Here is a 15,247-nt window from a genome sequence, read left to right on the forward strand (position 1 = left end):
CGTCTACTCTTCCGAGGGCGCTTTGGCGCGGTTCGGGCGCGGCCTGCCGGCCAGGAGCGCCAGCGGGTCGTAGTCGGCCTCGACGTACTTCTGGTGCCAGCGGCGCAACGCCCTCGGCGACGGCAGGCTCGAGCGGATGACGGCTCCGCACTTTCCGCTAGGACCGAAGCGTTGGCTCACCCGCTTGATGAAGCCCCGCAAGTATCCCTCGGAGAGCGAGAACTGCGGATCGCCTTGCGCCTTGATGAGCTCGAGGACGAACGCGTCCTTGAAGGCGATAGCCATCCGGGCAGCCTCCGGCAGCTCCCGTCTCATGAACCCGTCGCTGTCCCGAACGAGGTCGGGGGGGGGGGGGGGGGGGGGGGGGGGGGGGGGGGGGGGGGGGTGTTGTGGGGGGGGGGGGGGTGGGGGGGGCGTCGGGGAGGGGGGGGGGGGGCGGGCCGCCGGGGGGGGGGTGGGAGGGGGGCGGGGGGGGAGGGGGGGGGGGGGGGGCGCCCCCGGGGGGGGGCCCCCCGGGGGGGGGGGGGACCCTTGGAGCTCATTTTCGGATCGGAGGTGTTCGTCATGCCGACCTCCTAGTGCAGGGGGGCGGGCACGACGACGGCGCTGTAGTCGATCCGGCGGCGCTCCGTCATCACCAGGCGGCCGGCGGCGATGGCGCGGACGACCGCGTTGAAGCCGTAGCCTTCGCGGCCGCTCTTAGCGACCAGGTCGGCGACCTTCATCGGTCCCTTCATCCGCGTGACGAGCTTCAGGATGGCCTCGTCGTCCTCGGGGCAGTGCTGGCGGGCGACGCCGAGCATGAGCTCCGAGTTATAGAAGTCCGACGGCGTGTACATGCGCTCGGTGAAGACGAGCAGCCGGTTGACGACCCTGGGCGAGATCTGGTGTGCGATCAGAGAGTGCATCTCGCGGATGCCGCTGCTCTCGACCTTGGCGGCGGGCTTCACGTCCACCGCGACGATGCTGCCGTCCCGGCGGAACACCTTGAGGTCGAACACGTGCGTGCGGAGCTTGCCAACCCCATCGAGGTACTGCACCCGCGGCGACTGCTCGACCACGCGCACGGTATCCGGGCGCGCGCGGATCACCAGGCACGCCTTGTACTCGGCGCGGCTCTCGAAGTTAACGCGGACGCCGTCGAGGACGACGAAGCCGCGCACGGATCCCTTAGACGTGAGCTTGAACGTGCGTTCGCCCTTGGACGGCTGCGGCGGCGTCCACACCTCCCCGGACGGAGCGGGCGGGTGCACGGCATCGTTGGGCTTGAGGTACTGTTGCTTGGTCAACTTCTTCATGGTCCCTCTCTCTGGATAAGCTCCGCCGTTCCCCGGAACGGCGTTCCGGCGGCTGAGCGGTGGATAAGCGTGGATCTGAGGAGAGGGCCTCGAAGGAGCGGGCTTGCGCACGCGCCACAGAGCTGATTCAGTGGCGCTGTCTGGTTGTGGTTGCTTCCTTCGAGGTCTCTCCTAGGTTGGCTTCCTCAACGATAGGGCGATCCGGCTCGAACCCGGGTCGCCTTTTCGTTTTTGGATGTCTGGTCGGTGGGTGCCTCCTTTCTGGATATGACCGTGACGATCGCGATCGTCGCGCGCAAGAGGGGGACCTTCGGGTCCGACGTCGAGATTCGAGCCGTCCTTCGCCCGGCTTGAATCGGTGAGAGTGCGCTGGCGGCGCGGCTTCGCGACGACTCCCCGGGCGGGGATTCCGGCCCGGGCACGGTCCGGGTCGCGGACTCGTTGTCCACAGGGGAATCGTTCAGAGGGGCACCCAATCGGCCTCTTCGATCTGGTCAGCGGCCGCCTTGAGGAGTTTCCAGACGCTCTGGCGGCGGTCATGCCCCGTCAGGAGGCATTCTGCGATCCTCGACGGCGTTCTTGTGAGCGGGTTGGCTGCCTCCAGGGCAAGGATGCGGTAGTCCGAAACATCTGAAAGATCGGAGATATTTTCGATCCGCAGGCTACCGATGGACCGCTTCATGGGCTCGAAGCCGCCGGGGACGAGCTCAATGTTGATCACAAGCACTTTTGGTCTCCTTCTGGTCGGCGCCGGCGCCTCCCGGCGGAATTGGGATGAAATTCTAAAGGCCGGACGTGCTGCGCCCGAGCGCCGAGGCGACGGCGAGCCGTTGGGCGATGCGCTGAGGACCGCTTCCGGGTCGGAAGCAGGCCACGATCTCGGCGATGTCGAGGTTGGCGTCGGCGGCCTCGAGCAGGTCCTCGGCGGCGGCACGACCGGTGAAGCGTCGGATGGCGCCGCGCAGCACGGCCGCGGAGGGCGGGCCGATCCGGATTGTCATGTCGGCGGACAGGATCAAAGACCGGGGAAGGGCGCTCACGTCGACGGAAACGCCTGCTACGGACTGTCCGTCGGAGAGCTCGGCAGCCACGACCATTTCCGCATTCGTCGGCCTTCTCTCCGCGACGACGGAGAGGGGCCGGATCAGCCGCCACCGATCCCCGAAGGTCTCGCCGAAATGGCTTGACGTCGGGGCGATCCAGAAGGAGCTCGGCACCAAGACGATTACTGCGAGGCCCTGGCCATGGTGCAGCCGACGGCGGAGGGCTGCGGAGGCCGCCGCTTCGAACGCGGCGGCAACCACGCACCGGATCGCTTCCGGAGGGCCATCGTCTCCTCCGGGTCCGTCGGAGCGGAATTCGAAAGTATCGGCCGGCCAGAAGAACTCGTTGTGCTCACGGTGATCCTTAGCGCGCCGGATCCCGGCGGTCGGGCAGGCGCGGAGCGCCGCCAGGTTCTTCGGCAACATGCGGTAGCTTTTGCTCGTCGACGGCTTCTTCATGTGCGGGACCTCACGATGGTCATCGGGCCAAGTGGCAACGAAGTGAGATCGAGCTCGAGGAGTTCGCTGCAGGCCAGCGCGAGCACCGCGGCCGACGGGTCGCGGTCGCTACGGATCAGTTCGAGCAATCTGCCGAATTCCAGCGGGCCTTCGTCGGCGACTACCTTTAGAATTCCGATACGCGCCGCCGCGGGGACACGGCAATTCCTATACGACCAGACGGCGCGGCAGTTCGAGCTGCGTGGCTCGGCATTCAGTTCCGCCGCGGTGACCACCAGCGGCGCTAGGCGCAGCTCGCTGAGCGCGGTCTCAATGAGGTCTTCGTCGTCGAGATTTCGGACCCGACGCGCCGGCACGACGTCGAGATGGAAGCGACCGTCCCGGGTGAGGACGACGGCATCGAAGTCTACTTGCGCGGCCCCAACAGTCGCCGACGCAACGTGTGAGATCGCGCGGACCGTCGCATCGAGCGAAGCGACGACGAGCGCTTCTCGAAGCGCAGGGTGGCGAGCGGGGACCGGGGACGCGGTTTTTGCGGACGAGAAGAGGTGGGGGTGGCCGCGGCGGGCCATGGGGCGGAACATGCGGAAACATCCGAAATGGAGGAAGGGGCGGGGCGCATTTCGATCATGTGCTTGTCGCTATCGGTGTCGGACATGTCTGTCCCTTTCAGATTTCGATGATGAGGCTTTCGTTGAAGTTCGGATTGTCCCAGGAGGGGCGCTGCCCTGGCCACGGACCATAGCCCTTCGCATTCGAGACCACGTGGGTCTCGCCGATCACCGCGTCGAACGACTCGTGCGTGTGGCCGTAGATCCAGAGGTCCGCCGGACGCAGCACGCCGCCACCGTCATCCATTGACACCATCAGCCGGCGCAGATCGCTGCGGTAGGCCGGGTCAAGCGTGGGGTCCTCGCCCGATCCGCCCAGCTCGCTGGTCATCTCGGGGATCGGGGCGTGGTGGCTGGCCACGACGAGTTTGCCCTCGCGCGGTTTGCGCATCTCACTCATGAGAAACGCCACGGATTCGAAATGTCGGGTGAGGGCGTGGTGCGGCAGGAAGCGCCGCCGATAGGATGATATACGGATCTTCTTGAAATCGTTCATGCGCTCTCCGGCCACTTCCATCGCGCGATGGGCGTCGCCGTTGATGGAGAAGTCGGTCCAGAGCGTGCAGCAGGCGAAGATCACGTCGGCGATGCGGAGCGTCTCGTTCTCGAGCACGTGCACGTTCGTGCCGGCGGCCAAGGCTTTTGCCTTCTCGATCGTGCGGTCGATGTCGGCCCCATAGAATTCGTGATTTCCGGCCAGGTAAATCACCGGCCGGTCGGGCACGCGGTCGATCAGCCACTTCACACCTCTCTCCATGCGCGGGACGAGGTCGCCGGCGACGACCATCACGTCGAAGCTCGGGCGCGCGTTTCCCGACGGCAGGTCCCAGCCGCGCGTCGATTCGAGATGGATGTCGGACACGGGCCAGAGGCGCACGGTTTCAGTCCTTATTGGCGGTGTCGTCGGCGAGCGGCTCGGCATTCAGCAGAGCTTCGACCATTCCACCGGGCAGTTCGGATATGGGCGGCGCGAACACGACTTCGATCCAGCCGCAGCGGGGGCACTGGTGGGCCGGGGCGTAGGTGAACTCGCCTTCTCGGCCGCAAGCGGCGCAGCGATGGCGGTCGTAGCGGCTGCAGGTGTGCAGCCCTGCCATCCGCGAAGTGGCACTAGGTGCACGTTCTTGAGGCCCGAGCGGTGCTTGACCGCTGGCCGCCCTTCTGAATGCGCCGCGCAACGCTTGGTCAGCCAGCTGTCACCCGCGGAGGCGACTTTCTTGCCGCGGACTTCGCAGCTCGCCGCGTTGCGCGCCTCGGTGAGCGCGACGGCCGCTTCGATCTGGGTGCTGGCTTCCGAAAAGAGCGTGCCGCCCCAGTAGACGCGCAAGGACACCTGTTTCTCTCTGATCTGGCCGAACTTGAAGGTGCCGCCGTCGGTCTCGACCGCGTCCTGGATCCTGACGCAGAACCGATCGAGCAGGTCGCACCAGCCTTCGCCGCACTCAGGAGAACTTTCGGCACCGCCCGGGAAATCGGCCGCCGGCTGGAAGAAATCGGAAAACGCCGAGTTCAGCTCGGCTCGCCAACTTCGAGCAGGACTCTGCATTCAAGCCTCCACGATCGTATCGGGACCGAAGGGAGCGCCATCCAACTTCATCCGCACAAGATTTTCGCAGGCGAGAGTGCACACCGCAGGGATGATGTCGCAATCCAGACGCGCTCGGTCCTTGAGCTCGATTATCCGCTGGGGACCTTCTGCGAGTGCTATCGAAAGCCGTAGCCTGTCTGAGATCGACACGGCTTGACCCGCATGGGACCAGACTTTGCGTACGTTCGAAAACAACGGATCTCGTAGGATGTCGGACGCACTTCGCTCGAGCAACTGCAATCCATAGGTCTCAAGCACGAACCGGAGACGCGCTTCATCCTCCGCGCCGCGCTTCGGTTGGGCTTCGTGCACCCGAAGTAGAAGCTTCCCGCCTTTGCATCGAAGCACGACCCCCGCGAGCGTGATCGGCGGACATTCTAGTCGAGGCCCGTTCCGATAGTTGATTTCGCGTATGGAGCCATCCAGCGACGCCTGCTCCAGCGCGTGATGAACAAGAACATCATGAACAGGTATGCAACCGCGGCATTTGGCAGATCTGAAGAGCGACGGCTGCGCGTTGCTGTGGGGAGATCTGGGGAATTGTATAAGCATGGCAGAAATCTGTGGCGCGTTGCGAATGCTCAGCCGTGTTGAAGATCGGCCTTCGCCCTCGGCGCTCTTCGACCGCTACCAGGTCCCTGGATCGCGAGAGCGCCTTGCGTCGGCTGCTCAAGTGTTTCATCCGCTATGTCCGGTATACCGTACAGCCGAATTTGCGTCAAAGATTCCCGGACGACTATTTTGTGCCTATCGAAAGTTTGTCCGAAGCGTGGACGCGCTCTCTTTCGATGCGCCTCAGGAGCGGGAATTCAGTAGTTCGGCCGCATCGACTTCTAGCGCGGTCGCGATGCGCACGAGCGAGTCCAACGTGGGATTGGCCTCGCCTCGCTCGACCTCAATCACCATTGCGCGGCGGACACCTGCGCGCTGCGCAAGGTCGGCCTGCGTCAGCTCGAGCGCCCGTCTGCGGTCCTTGACCTTTTCCCCGAGAGCGGATCGGACCCGCTTCTGAATTTTAGCCAAGGACTCAGATGTAGCCATGGCTTCCCCGCAAATCCGTGCCTTTTGGTACCCAGGAGACGCGGTAAGGCAAGAAACCGAAGGAAATCTCTGCCACGGCTCTGCCGCGAGCACCACAGCAAAATAGGAATGTCCAAGGACTCGGGCGCCGGCTATTCGAAGCGTTCAGGCATTCGCTCGATCGTTCGCGTTTCTGGAACCTATACGGATTTTCCGACTCTGGGTACAGCGAACTGCTGATGGCACCTTCAGTCCTCCGCCGTTCTCGTACTGGTGCGGTTCTGTTGCAGGCGGCGCTCGACTGCTTCGTGCTCGCCTACGGAAAGGAAGACGTGCGTTCATTGGCCGGCCACTCGGTGTATCGAAAGTGCGATGCCGCCTGGCTTGCAGATTACGGACTGCACAAGCATGCTGGGGTCTGAGCAGTGCTGATGGAGGCCCGCGCGTGATCACGGCGTCTGTTCTGTACAACCTGATCGAGTGTCCGCAGCGTGTCGCTAACGACGCTTTTGGCCCCGTGGCTGAGCGGGACGAGATCAGTCCCTTCGTACGTATGCTATGGGAAAGAGGAACCCTTTTCGAGCGGGAGACGGTCGCCGCTTTGCGACAGCCGTTCGTCGACCTGTCGGACGTCCGCGAGCCGGATCGTGAACGGCTGACCCTCATCGCGATGGCAAACGGCGAACCGTTGATCTACGGGGGGTCCATAAGAGCGGGAGACTTATTCGGCAAGCCCGATTTGATCCGCAAGGAGCCCGACGGATATGTACCGGGTGACATAAAATCAGGACGCGGAAAAGAAGGGGGCGACGAGCGGCACGAGGGCAGACCAAAGCGCCACTGCGCCGTCCAACTGGCGCTCTATGTCGCGATCCTCGAGCGCCTGGGGCTTTCCGCCGGCCGTCGCGCGTTCGTGTTAGACATTCATGGCGACGAGCTCGCTTGCGATTTCGGCGATCCGCCCGGTCGGGAACTTTGGCGGGACTACGAGAAAGCGCTCGCCTACGCGCGATCGATACTTGGGAGAGAGACGGTGCCGAAGGCTGCTTACTCCAGTGCCTGCAAGCTTTGTCACTGGTACACCTTCTGCGTCCGCGAGCTCACTGCGGCGGACGACCTCACGCTGATCCCCTTTCTCCGACGATCCGACCGCGACATTATGAGCGATCGAATCCCGACTATCGCTTCTTTCGCTTCGATCGATCCCGAGGGATTCATCAAGGGTCGGAGGACCGCGTTTTCCGGGATCGGGGCCGAGCGTTTCCGCTCTCTGCAGGCGCGAGCGGTCATGCTGAAGGCTTCCTTTCCTCGGCCCTACTTGCGTCAGCCAATAAGTCTACGTTCGTTCTCGACCGAGCTATTCTTTGACATCGAGGTCGATCCCCTGCGCGACCTCTGCTACCTGCACGGCTTTGTGGAGCGAAAGAATGGAGACAACAACACCGAGCGATATGTCGCATTTTTCGCCGACGAGGTCACGCCGACGGCGGAACGCCGCGCGTTTGCCGATGCGCTCGACTATTTTGCCGCGCGACCGGATGCTGGAGTTTTCTACTATTCCAAGTATGAACGCACGATCTATCGCAAGCTCCAGAAAAAGTATTCCGACGTCTGCACGCGCGAGGATGTAGAGCGGCTGTTTGCGGCCGATCGCGCGATCGATCTTTACGGAGACGTGGTGCTCAAAGCGACCGAATGGCCGACGCGAGACCACTCCATCAAGACCCTCGCCAGGTTTCTCGGGTTCGCCTGGAGGGATGCGCATCCCTCAGGAGCTGCTTCCGTGGAGTGGGCCGATCGGTGGTGGCGCGAACGAAACCCAAGCATCCGGCAGCGCATATTCGACTACAACGAAGACGATTGCCGAGCCACTCGAGTTCTGCTGGACGGAATCAGAAACCTTGCAGCTTAAGACCTCCGGATTCGGAGCTTCACATCGTCTGAGCCAAATCCCTCTCCGCACAGGTGCCGCCCGGACCACCCGCCGGGACCGGGCAGCCATCCCGCAGAATCAGTGCAGCCTGATCGGGCGCAACCCAAGAGGAAGCAGGGTGCGTCTAGATCCTCGGCACCAGCATCATGGCCGCTCCAGCACTACGGTCCGTAGCGAAGATCGACCAGCCGCTCAACGGGTCGTTCGTGGCTCGGGATAGAGTGCTCGCGCCGCACGGCCAAGCGGAACGTCGACATGGCCGCGCTGCGTAACGCCAACCACGTTCGTCCACGATCTGGCGAGCCGTCTGCGCTGCAGCAAGTGTGCTACGGTCGGGCGCCGGCCACAGCACGCTGCTGCAAATGGTGGAGCGGACCCGCCGTCCGGATCCGGAGACCTGAGGATGTGCAATCTGTGTTCGATGACCAAGAACGCCGACGCCAACCATTTGACCTCGTGAAGGAAACTATCGAATATGGCGCTGGTCGATGGTTGGCGGGCATGCGATACAGGACTGACGAATGGCGGAGGTTCGGGTATGCGCTCGAAAGTTTCGAGCGCAGCTTGGACAATTTTCAGTACGTGAGCGTATTCGAGCCCGTTACGGGGCCACCCCCGTTGCTGTACTCGACAGGCTTCTTCACCGTGCGGCCGGGCTCGTCGACATTCGTTACTGCGACGCAGATCGAAACGATACTCTCTGCTGGAAGCCTAGGTGAACCCCAGGGCCAAGAACTTCTTCAGCCGCGCCCATTTCCCGATATTCCCCGCTGTCCCGACGCGCCCAGCCAGAACGGCGACGCCATGGAGGAGCGCCATCTGCAGCGACGCGACAAGTTGCTGGCCAAAGCACAGACGCTTTCAGGGCGCGTCCACGAGGTTCGCCGCAAAGACGTCGAGATGCTCCAGTGGCTGGAAAGAGGCTACAAGGAAGGAAACGAAAAGTACGTTGAGTTCCTGGCTGAACTGGCCCTGAAACGTCATCATTTGGCGCTGGCCTTGCAAAGGCCGATCAAGTGCCGCTTCGAACCCGATGGCAAGGTATTGTTGTGTCAGATCGAACTTCCAGACTTTGCACAACTGCCGATCGTGAAGTCGAAGGGAAAGAGCCACGATCTTGTGGCTGTATCCGCGACCGAGAAGAAAAGGCTGCAAGAGAGCTTGCTTCATTCGCTCTGTATCCGAGCCGCGTATCTCATCGCCTGCGCGGATTTCGGCGGGTTTATAGAGACGATCGCGGTGAATGCGGACCAGAGCTGGTTTGATCCGGCGACGGGCGCGCCTCGTTCGGGCACCATCGGATCGCTTCAGGCCCTGAAGAGCGATCTCGCTGCACTGCAGCCTGGCCGCTTCGAGGCTAAGGCGTGCTTCTCGCATTTGAAGGGCATCTCCACACCATCCGTCACCAACGTCGCGCCGATTCGGCCGATCTTCATCTTGGACACGGATGACCGGCGTGTGGTCGGCCACGCTGCAGGTTGAGGAGAACTTGGCCTCGTTACCTTGGGAGGATTTCGAGCACTTGGTCCGGCAACTGTTCGAGTGGGAATTCGGCAGGAATGGCGTCGAGGTCAAGGTTACACGTGCATCTCGTGACAGAGGCGTGGATGCGATCATGTATGATCCGGATCCGCTGCGCGGCGGCAAATACGTCCTTCAGGCGAAACGATATACCCGGACGGTGGATGTGGCAGCAGTACGCGACCTTTACGGGACCGTGATGAACGAGGGCGCGAACCGCGGAATCCTTGTCACCACCAGTTCATTCGGTCCGGACTCCTATGAATTTGCCAAAGACAAGCCGATCTCACTCTCGACGGTCCCAACCTCGTGGCAATGCTCCGTCGGCACGGGAAGAGCTACCGCATCGATCTGAGTGCCGCCCGAGCCGCGGAAGCGCGCGGTTGACGCCTAACGGCGAGCAGCTTCCTCTTTGGTTGCAACTGTGATAGCCATCAACCCGTTCAATAGAAGCGGGTTGGAGGATTACATGGCGAAGAGTGGCAAAGAGCGGATCATTCCGCCGTCCAAAAAGACGGATTCTCAGGCCGGCAAGGCCTTGAGGAAGGGCAGCGGCCTCGGCGGCCGCGTACTGGCGGATGCCGCGGCCGCGAAGAAGCAGGGCGTCAAGCGGCCCGGTGGTAAGTAGTAATACCCGGGACCCGAATACTTAAGTTCAGTTTTTGTTGAGGGAATGCCGGCGCAAGTCGGCAGGCCCTAGAAGTCGTGGATAATGGCTAGATGGCAGATGCTTCCAAGGTGGAGACGAACAAGAAGTGGGCTTCGCTTCGACAGATCCGCGCGGCGATCGGACACTTCGAGTTGAAGCAGTACGAATGCGCGGTGACGCTTGCCGGCGCGGGTGAGAGCATCCTGCCCGAGAATCCATTGATGCATCTGTTCAACGTTTTGAAGGGCAAGTTCCGCGGCAAGGAGCTCAATCTTTTCCGCAATTGGCTGAAGCATGCCACGGGGCCTGACAAGGTGGTGATCGACGAGCTCGAGGTCGTGGTCGCAATCTCCCGTGCGATACAGAAGTTCGTCGCCACGTACGAAGACATCCACCCTGACTTTCGGAAGTTCAGCGACTGGGCTATCCACGCCGGCTACATCAAAACACCGCTGATCGAGAAAAAGACGTGAACGCTGACGGCCGTCTTCGGCGGTTCATGGTGAAAGAATGCGGATGACTGCCGAGCAGTTTGCAGATCTTCTTGTCGAAGCATATGCCGGCCTTTCGGATGTCGGGTGGCATTGGTTCGCCTATCTTTTCTACAATGGGCCAACGCCCTTTGCGAAGAGCATCATGGAGGCGTGCGCGGATATCGACGACCTTGCACCGGGCATGGGAACGAAACTGCTCCGCGAGATGACTTCGATAGGTGGTAGAGAGCGCGATGAGAGCCAGTACGAACAGCTTCTGCAGAAGCTCAGTGAGATTCTGGTGATCCGCCAGATCGTTCGTTGTCCGTGGCCAACTGGTACTACGTTCGAGCACGAGCCTGCCGCGACTCCCGGGGGGCCGCGCCCGGAGCTGTTGGTGACATACCCCGGGGGGCGCTTGGCCGTCGAGGTCAAAACGCCCGCTCTCCTGGAGCACATCCGGCGGCGGGCTTCGAACGGCGCGCAGCTCGCATATCGTGGCGGCGTTCCCCTCGAAATTGCGAAGCAACTGGGTGATGGGGCGGTCACCCTGCCACGCGACAATCCGATGCTCGATTTCCTCAAAGACGCGGAGCGCAAGTTCACCGCGTTTCGCGCGGATCCAAACACAGCATCCCTTCTGGTCATCGTTTGGGATGATTATATCTATGAACCGGTTTCGGCGCTGGTGAATCCGCATTCGGGATTGCTAACGGCACAAAGCTTTGCCCGCGAGGCCGACGGTACCGCCCGAACGTATCCGAACGTCGATGGAATCGTTGTCCTGCGTCACCTCAACTACTTCGTTCAGGGATCGAGGGAAGAGCCGCTTGGCGATCGAGCCAGCGCGCTTGACTTCGGCGGCAATACGGCCCTGCCAAACGTGCATTTTGCTCCGTCCGGCGGCAGGTCAATACCGCAGTTCGTCCAGGATGCGTTAAGAGCCCGAGCACACGACGATCCAGAGCTCCTGCGTTTCGCAGAATACAATGTTCAGGACATCGTCTTCTGGTTCGAGCGTGGGGGAACATAGCGGCTCGCTCGACCGACTGAATTTGTTGATGCAATGGAGGCGCGGGCACGATGTGGAATGCCAAACAGCATTCGTATGAGGAACTACGCGACGTCGTCGTGGACGTCCTTCACCAGCGCATTTCCGGCAACAATCAGTATATGACGCTAGTCGAGCACACCGCTCGTGCGATCAATTTGCGGGATGGCTCTAACGCTAACCTCGGTACGGGCTTCGCCTACCAGGGCGCCTCGGCGGCGCTCCATCCGAGGGATCGAGACACTATCCTCGAAATTTTTTGGGATCTATTCAGGCAGGGGGTGATTACGCTCGGTCTGGACGACAACAACCCGCAATGGCCGTGGTTTCGCCTCAGCCGTTTTGGAGAGTCGGAGGACGCTCGACAACCATTTAGATTTCACGACACCGGCTCGTACCTTGCCATGATTTTAAAGGCCGTTCCGGACCTCCTGCCTGCCGCGAAGATGTACCTCGAAGAGGCGGTTGCGGCGTTTTATTCGGGTTGTTTCCTTGCCGCGACGGTGATGCTTGGAGTGGCCGCCGAGGCGGAGTTTTTGCGCCTCATCGACGTGGCAAGCGCGAACGGCACTCTTGGCAAGTCATTCGACCAGGCGAAGAAAGAACGCTTCATCCGCGCGAAGATTGAGGCCTTTCGTAAGGGGCTCGCACCTCACCTGAAGACGCTTTCAAACGCGGCAACAGAGGACCTCGATATCAATTTGAATGCGGTCCAATCGATCATCAGGGTCGCCCGCAACGAAGCCGGACATCCGTCCGGAGCGCGCCCACCATCGCGCGAGCAAGTCTACGTCAACCTGCAGCTATTTGCGCCTTACGCCGACCAGGTAGGGCGCTTACGCAAGGAGCTGGCCTAGTCGGATCACTCCAGAGGTGTCGGTACGAAACGGTCCGCTGGGCTCGCGAGGAGGGCGGCGGCGATCTGCGCACCGTGTTCATCGACCACTTTCTGAGCCGCAGGAATGAGCTCGTCCCTAGCCCTGCGGTAATCGTCGAGCTTGATGGGCTTCGGATTCGCTGGTGGGTCGATGCGCCTGACGGCCGGCGGACCGAGCAGCAACCGGGCCTGGTTGGTTGCGGCCAGAGACTGCAGACGCATGGCCGCGAAAATCAGGTCATACCATGTCAGTTTGCCTCCGAGGATCGACTGCAAGCGGGAAACGACGTACGGGTCATCGCCGCAGCCGATAGTCAGGACGTCGATCTGGTCCCAGTGCAGGTCGAAGCAGATCATCGCCTCGATGACCGCCAGCATGACAGGATTGTTGGCCCAGACGCCGCCGTCGACCAGCGTGTAGTCGTTGTGCTCGAGAGGACGGAAGAAGGTCGGCGCGGCGGCCGTTGCCAACGCCACTTTGACCATGGGCTCCAAGCGATCAAACTTGTAGTCGCGGTGGTGGGGCGTCTTGAAGACGAAGACCTCGCTGTGCTTGCCCTCGAAGGCTGGGATGCACAACCGCACCGTAGAATCGCCAAACAGCTTTCCGCCGAGCGCGGTCGCCAGAAGCGACTCCAGCGGTCCCCGTTCGTAGTTGTACAAGACGTAGTTGCGCGCCCCCGTCAACCACGCCCGAGTGCGTCCCCATGGGGTGTCCGACGGCTGGGGGAATACGTCGGGACCACGCGTCAGGTAGAGGTCGGCCATTTCCGCCGCGGTCAGACCGGCTCCAAGACCAAGTGCGAGGATGCCTCCGGTCGAGGTGCCGGCGACCAGATCGAAATAGCCGGCAATCGAGGTACCGCCGAGGTAGCGGCGTTCGAGCTCGCCGAGAACAGTTGCTGGGAATAGTCCCTTAATGCCGCCCCCATCCAGAGATAGGATCCGAAAACGCCGGTCCTTCGGCCAATCCTGTGGAATTCGTCGTTGCGGAATCGCTCCCTTCGAGCGCGGATCGCCGGGTCTGAAATCTCGGGCGGGTTCGGGCATTCGTTGCGCCTCCTGCGCGGGTGACGGCCCGGTCCGAGAAACTCGCCGGATATCTGCCAGTATTCAAAAAACAGCAACCATTCCGCCGCCCACGGGATGATCGTCGTCGCGATTGTCATCTCCGGGATCCAGATCATCTCGTCCGGATCCCAAAGACAGAGCGCCGGCCAGAGGGGCGCGCGGTCGTTCCAATAGATGTGCGGAAGCTCGTCGCCGTCCAGCATCAACGCCCCGATCAGGGGATCGACGACGTGGACCGTGACGTAGTGATTGGAGAGGTGCCAACCGTCGAAGAACCTGCGCCGGAAGTACACGATCCGGATCGTGTATGTCTTGGACGCCGGCCGGACCGGTCCTTCCCAGACGCCAATCCAGTCAGCCGAGGCCTTCAGCCGGAAGTCGGGAAAGAGGCGCCGGATCGCGGCGTCCTGCTCATCTACGCTTAGGTAGGTCATCGGGGTGATCACCGAAAAACCGGTGCGACGGCGCTGACCTGGCGTTGCTGGGCGTCGGAGCGCCGCCTGCGACCGCGGCTGGAATCGCGGACTTGCCTGGCATGAAGCGGCTGCCGACGGAGCCCACGTCCTTGGCAACGCGCTGAACGTGCTCCTTCACTGCCGAGCGCGCCGGCTTCTCTCCGAACAAGTCCTCGAGGATCTGCTGCATCTCGGGGAGGGCGATATCCCCACGGAGCCGCCGGATTTTGACGGCGAAGTCGGTGAGTTCGCGGATGAAGACCGCCTGGTCCCTCTGATCGGCAGGCCAACGATCGGTGAGGATGTCTTCGTGGCACATCGGATTGCTGGCGAATACCTTCTCGCCCCGGTCGTGAGCCCGCCGGACAATGGCCAGCATGCTCTCGACTTGATGGGTGAGCTCTTCAGCGAGCGAGGTCGTCTGGTTGGCGTGACTGGCCACGTAGAAGGCCAGCAGCACCGAAGGAGGGAGCCGCCGAGTCTTGTGACGCTTGTCGTAGGCCAGGTTTCGCCAGCGCTTGATCAACTGCAGACCGATCACGGCGCGTGATTTCTGATAGGCGGGGCACTGCTCCGGTACCGGCGCCGCGTCAGCGCGCTTCGACAGGATTGCACGTTGGCGATCGTAGTCCAGCGAGCGCCGCTCGAAGAAGGTGCCAAAATCCTGATCAGGTGGCGTCTGGCCGATGAACCATCGCGCGAAACCGTCTGGGTTCGCGTACAGCGACATCTTCGGCTCGGACGGGTCCTCGGGCTTGGAGTGGAAGATAAATCCCGTCTTCTCGACGGTACCCGTCAAGCGGACGGTCGGGGTCACGTCGAGGTGCATGCCGTCGTAGTTGACCGTGCTGCAGCGGGTCTTCCGGTCGGTCTTGAGATAGTAGCGAGAGCCGCGCTCGCCGCGGATCGCGTCGTGCAGTGTCGCGAGCGCAGCTTCGGGGTCGACGTCGACACGGAAGGCGAGATCGGCCATGACATCGATGTCGAATTCGTCATCGCTGGAGTGGCGCGCGACGGTGGCGCCGATCGCGAAGCCACCCTGCGTGTAGAAGTCCCGAACGTAGCCCTTGAGCGGGCTATCGTCGCGCTCGAGCCACTCGTTGATCGCGTGATAGTGGTCGACGGCGAGCTCGTAGTCGGTCGGGCTGAGCTGGATCCGGATCGCGACGTCCGCCAGCATGACGTCGATCGGAGAGTA

The 15,247-nt window shown here is 62.3% G+C and carries 18 protein-coding genes and 1 pseudogene; 8 read left to right on the forward strand and 11 right to left on the reverse strand.

Features of this window, described 5'->3' with window-relative positions:
• Positions 1-3 precede the first annotated feature (3 nt).
• From AC0L3A_RS05105 to AC0L3A_RS05140, 8 genes are all read right to left on the reverse strand, one after another.
• Positions 4-285, reverse strand: coding sequence for a hypothetical protein (locus AC0L3A_RS05105; protein WP_473253752.1), 282 nt, complete (start codon positions 283-285; stop codon positions 4-6).
• 290 nt (positions 286-575) lie between these two features.
• Positions 576-1,298, reverse strand: a complete 723-nt coding sequence (locus AC0L3A_RS05110) for a hypothetical protein (protein WP_473253753.1) — start codon at positions 1,296-1,298, stop codon at positions 576-578.
• A 460-nt stretch (positions 1,299-1,758) separates the two neighbouring features.
• Entirely contained in the window at positions 1,759-2,025 is a 267-nt protein-coding gene (locus AC0L3A_RS05115) for a hypothetical protein (protein ID WP_473253754.1), read from the reverse strand.
• A 55-nt stretch (positions 2,026-2,080) separates the two neighbouring features.
• Complete coding sequence (locus AC0L3A_RS05120; RefSeq protein ID WP_473253755.1) at positions 2,081-2,800, reverse strand: hypothetical protein; 720 nt, start codon at positions 2,798-2,800, stop codon at positions 2,081-2,083.
• Complete coding sequence (locus AC0L3A_RS05125; RefSeq protein ID WP_473253756.1) at positions 2,797-3,384, reverse strand: hypothetical protein; 588 nt, start codon at positions 3,382-3,384, stop codon at positions 2,797-2,799. Before AC0L3A_RS05125 ends, AC0L3A_RS05120 begins: the two co-directional genes overlap by 4 nt.
• Positions 3,385-3,469: 85 nt before the next feature.
• Positions 3,470-4,273 (reverse strand): metallophosphoesterase, encoded by an 804-nt coding sequence (locus AC0L3A_RS05130; RefSeq protein WP_473253757.1) that lies wholly within the window; start codon positions 4,271-4,273, stop codon positions 3,470-3,472.
• Positions 4,274-4,333: 60 nt separating this feature from the next.
• Positions 4,334-4,957 (reverse strand): hypothetical protein, encoded by a 624-nt coding sequence (locus AC0L3A_RS05135; protein ID WP_473253758.1) that lies wholly within the window; start codon positions 4,955-4,957, stop codon positions 4,334-4,336.
• 837 nt (positions 4,958-5,794) lie between these two features.
• On the reverse strand, positions 5,795-6,040 hold the full coding sequence (locus AC0L3A_RS05140) for a helix-turn-helix domain-containing protein (RefSeq protein WP_473253759.1): 246 nt from the start codon (positions 6,038-6,040) through the stop codon (positions 5,795-5,797).
• A 218-nt stretch (positions 6,041-6,258) separates the two neighbouring features.
• Between AC0L3A_RS05140 and AC0L3A_RS05145 the strand changes: the two genes are divergently transcribed.
• The 8 genes from AC0L3A_RS05145 to AC0L3A_RS05180 all read left to right on the forward strand — a co-directional run bounded on the left by AC0L3A_RS05145 (position 6,259) and on the right by AC0L3A_RS05180 (position 12,503).
• Complete coding sequence (locus AC0L3A_RS05145) at positions 6,259-6,441, forward strand: hypothetical protein (RefSeq protein ID WP_473253760.1); 183 nt, start codon at positions 6,259-6,261, stop codon at positions 6,439-6,441.
• A gap of 23 nt (positions 6,442-6,464) precedes the next feature.
• A complete protein-coding gene (locus AC0L3A_RS05150) occupies positions 6,465-7,931 on the forward strand; it encodes a TM0106 family RecB-like putative nuclease (protein WP_473253761.1) in 1,467 nt (488 codons plus the stop codon).
• Between the two features lie 435 nt (positions 7,932-8,366).
• Positions 8,367-9,434, forward strand: a complete 1,068-nt coding sequence (locus tag AC0L3A_RS05155; RefSeq protein ID WP_473253762.1) for a hypothetical protein — start codon at positions 8,367-8,369, stop codon at positions 9,432-9,434.
• Positions 9,400-9,828, forward strand: coding sequence for a restriction endonuclease (locus AC0L3A_RS05160; RefSeq protein ID WP_473253763.1), 429 nt, complete (start codon positions 9,400-9,402; stop codon positions 9,826-9,828). The genes AC0L3A_RS05155 and AC0L3A_RS05160 overlap by 35 nt, the downstream gene beginning before the upstream one ends.
• A 114-nt stretch (positions 9,829-9,942) precedes the next feature.
• Entirely contained in the window at positions 9,943-10,101 is a 159-nt protein-coding gene (locus tag AC0L3A_RS05165) for a hypothetical protein (protein WP_473253764.1), read from the forward strand.
• A gap of 92 nt (positions 10,102-10,193) precedes the next feature.
• Complete coding sequence (locus tag AC0L3A_RS05170; protein ID WP_473253765.1) at positions 10,194-10,595, forward strand: hypothetical protein; 402 nt, start codon at positions 10,194-10,196, stop codon at positions 10,593-10,595.
• A gap of 43 nt (positions 10,596-10,638) precedes the next feature.
• Positions 10,639-11,628: a hypothetical protein gene (locus tag AC0L3A_RS05175; RefSeq protein ID WP_473253766.1), complete on the forward strand. Its 990-nt coding sequence runs from the start codon at positions 10,639-10,641 to the stop codon at positions 11,626-11,628.
• A gap of 50 nt (positions 11,629-11,678) precedes the next feature.
• Complete coding sequence (locus AC0L3A_RS05180; RefSeq protein WP_473253767.1) at positions 11,679-12,503, forward strand: hypothetical protein; 825 nt, start codon at positions 11,679-11,681, stop codon at positions 12,501-12,503.
• A 5-nt stretch (positions 12,504-12,508) separates the two neighbouring features.
• On the opposite strand, the gene AC0L3A_RS05185 is transcribed toward AC0L3A_RS05180, so the two are convergent.
• From AC0L3A_RS05185 to AC0L3A_RS05195, 3 genes and pseudogenes are all read right to left on the reverse strand, one after another.
• Complete coding sequence (locus AC0L3A_RS05185; protein WP_473253768.1) at positions 12,509-13,573, reverse strand: CBASS cGAMP-activated phospholipase; 1,065 nt, start codon at positions 13,571-13,573, stop codon at positions 12,509-12,511.
• 29 nt (positions 13,574-13,602) lie between these two features.
• Positions 13,603-14,028: pseudogene (locus tag AC0L3A_RS05190) on the reverse strand (type II CBASS E2 protein); the annotation flags it as partial.
• Positions 14,006-15,229, reverse strand: a complete 1,224-nt coding sequence (locus AC0L3A_RS05195) for a nucleotidyltransferase domain-containing protein (protein ID WP_473253769.1) — start codon at positions 15,227-15,229, stop codon at positions 14,006-14,008. The gene AC0L3A_RS05195 and the pseudogene AC0L3A_RS05190, both read right to left, overlap by 23 nt.
• Positions 15,230-15,247: the final 18 nt, after the last annotated feature.

This window comes from Bradyrhizobium sp. MI1.3 (genome assembly GCF_055811695.1).

Coding starts and splice junctions, on each gene's coding strand:
- AC0L3A_RS05105 (WP_473253752.1), bottom strand. CDS start 285: ATGGCTATCGCCTTCAAGGACGCGTTCGTCCTCGAGCTCATCAAGGCG.
- AC0L3A_RS05110 (WP_473253753.1), bottom strand. CDS start 1,298: ATGAAGAAGTTGACCAAGCAACAGTACCTCAAGCCCAACGATGCCGTG.
- AC0L3A_RS05120 (WP_473253755.1), bottom strand. CDS start 2,800: ATGAAGAAGCCGTCGACGAGCAAAAGCTACCGCATGTTGCCGAAGAAC.
- AC0L3A_RS05125 (WP_473253756.1), bottom strand. CDS start 3,384: ATGTTCCGCCCCATGGCCCGCCGCGGCCACCCCCACCTCTTCTCGTCC.
- AC0L3A_RS05135 (WP_473253758.1), bottom strand. CDS start 4,957: ATGCAGAGTCCTGCTCGAAGTTGGCGAGCCGAGCTGAACTCGGCGTTT.
- AC0L3A_RS05140 (WP_473253759.1), bottom strand. CDS start 6,040: ATGGCTACATCTGAGTCCTTGGCTAAAATTCAGAAGCGGGTCCGATCC.
- AC0L3A_RS05145 (WP_473253760.1), top strand. CDS start 6,259: ATGGCACCTTCAGTCCTCCGCCGTTCTCGTACTGGTGCGGTTCTGTTG.
- AC0L3A_RS05160 (WP_473253763.1), top strand. CDS start 9,400: ATGACCGGCGTGTGGTCGGCCACGCTGCAGGTTGAGGAGAACTTGGCC.
- AC0L3A_RS05165 (WP_473253764.1), top strand. CDS start 9,943: ATGGCGAAGAGTGGCAAAGAGCGGATCATTCCGCCGTCCAAAAAGACG.
- AC0L3A_RS05170 (WP_473253765.1), top strand. CDS start 10,194: ATGGCAGATGCTTCCAAGGTGGAGACGAACAAGAAGTGGGCTTCGCTT.
- AC0L3A_RS05175 (WP_473253766.1), top strand. CDS start 10,639: ATGACTGCCGAGCAGTTTGCAGATCTTCTTGTCGAAGCATATGCCGGC.
- AC0L3A_RS05180 (WP_473253767.1), top strand. CDS start 11,679: ATGTGGAATGCCAAACAGCATTCGTATGAGGAACTACGCGACGTCGTC.
- AC0L3A_RS05185 (WP_473253768.1), bottom strand. CDS start 13,573: ATGCCCGAACCCGCCCGAGATTTCAGACCCGGCGATCCGCGCTCGAAG.
- AC0L3A_RS05195 (WP_473253769.1), bottom strand. CDS start 15,229: ATGCTGGCGGACGTCGCGATCCGGATCCAGCTCAGCCCGACCGACTAC.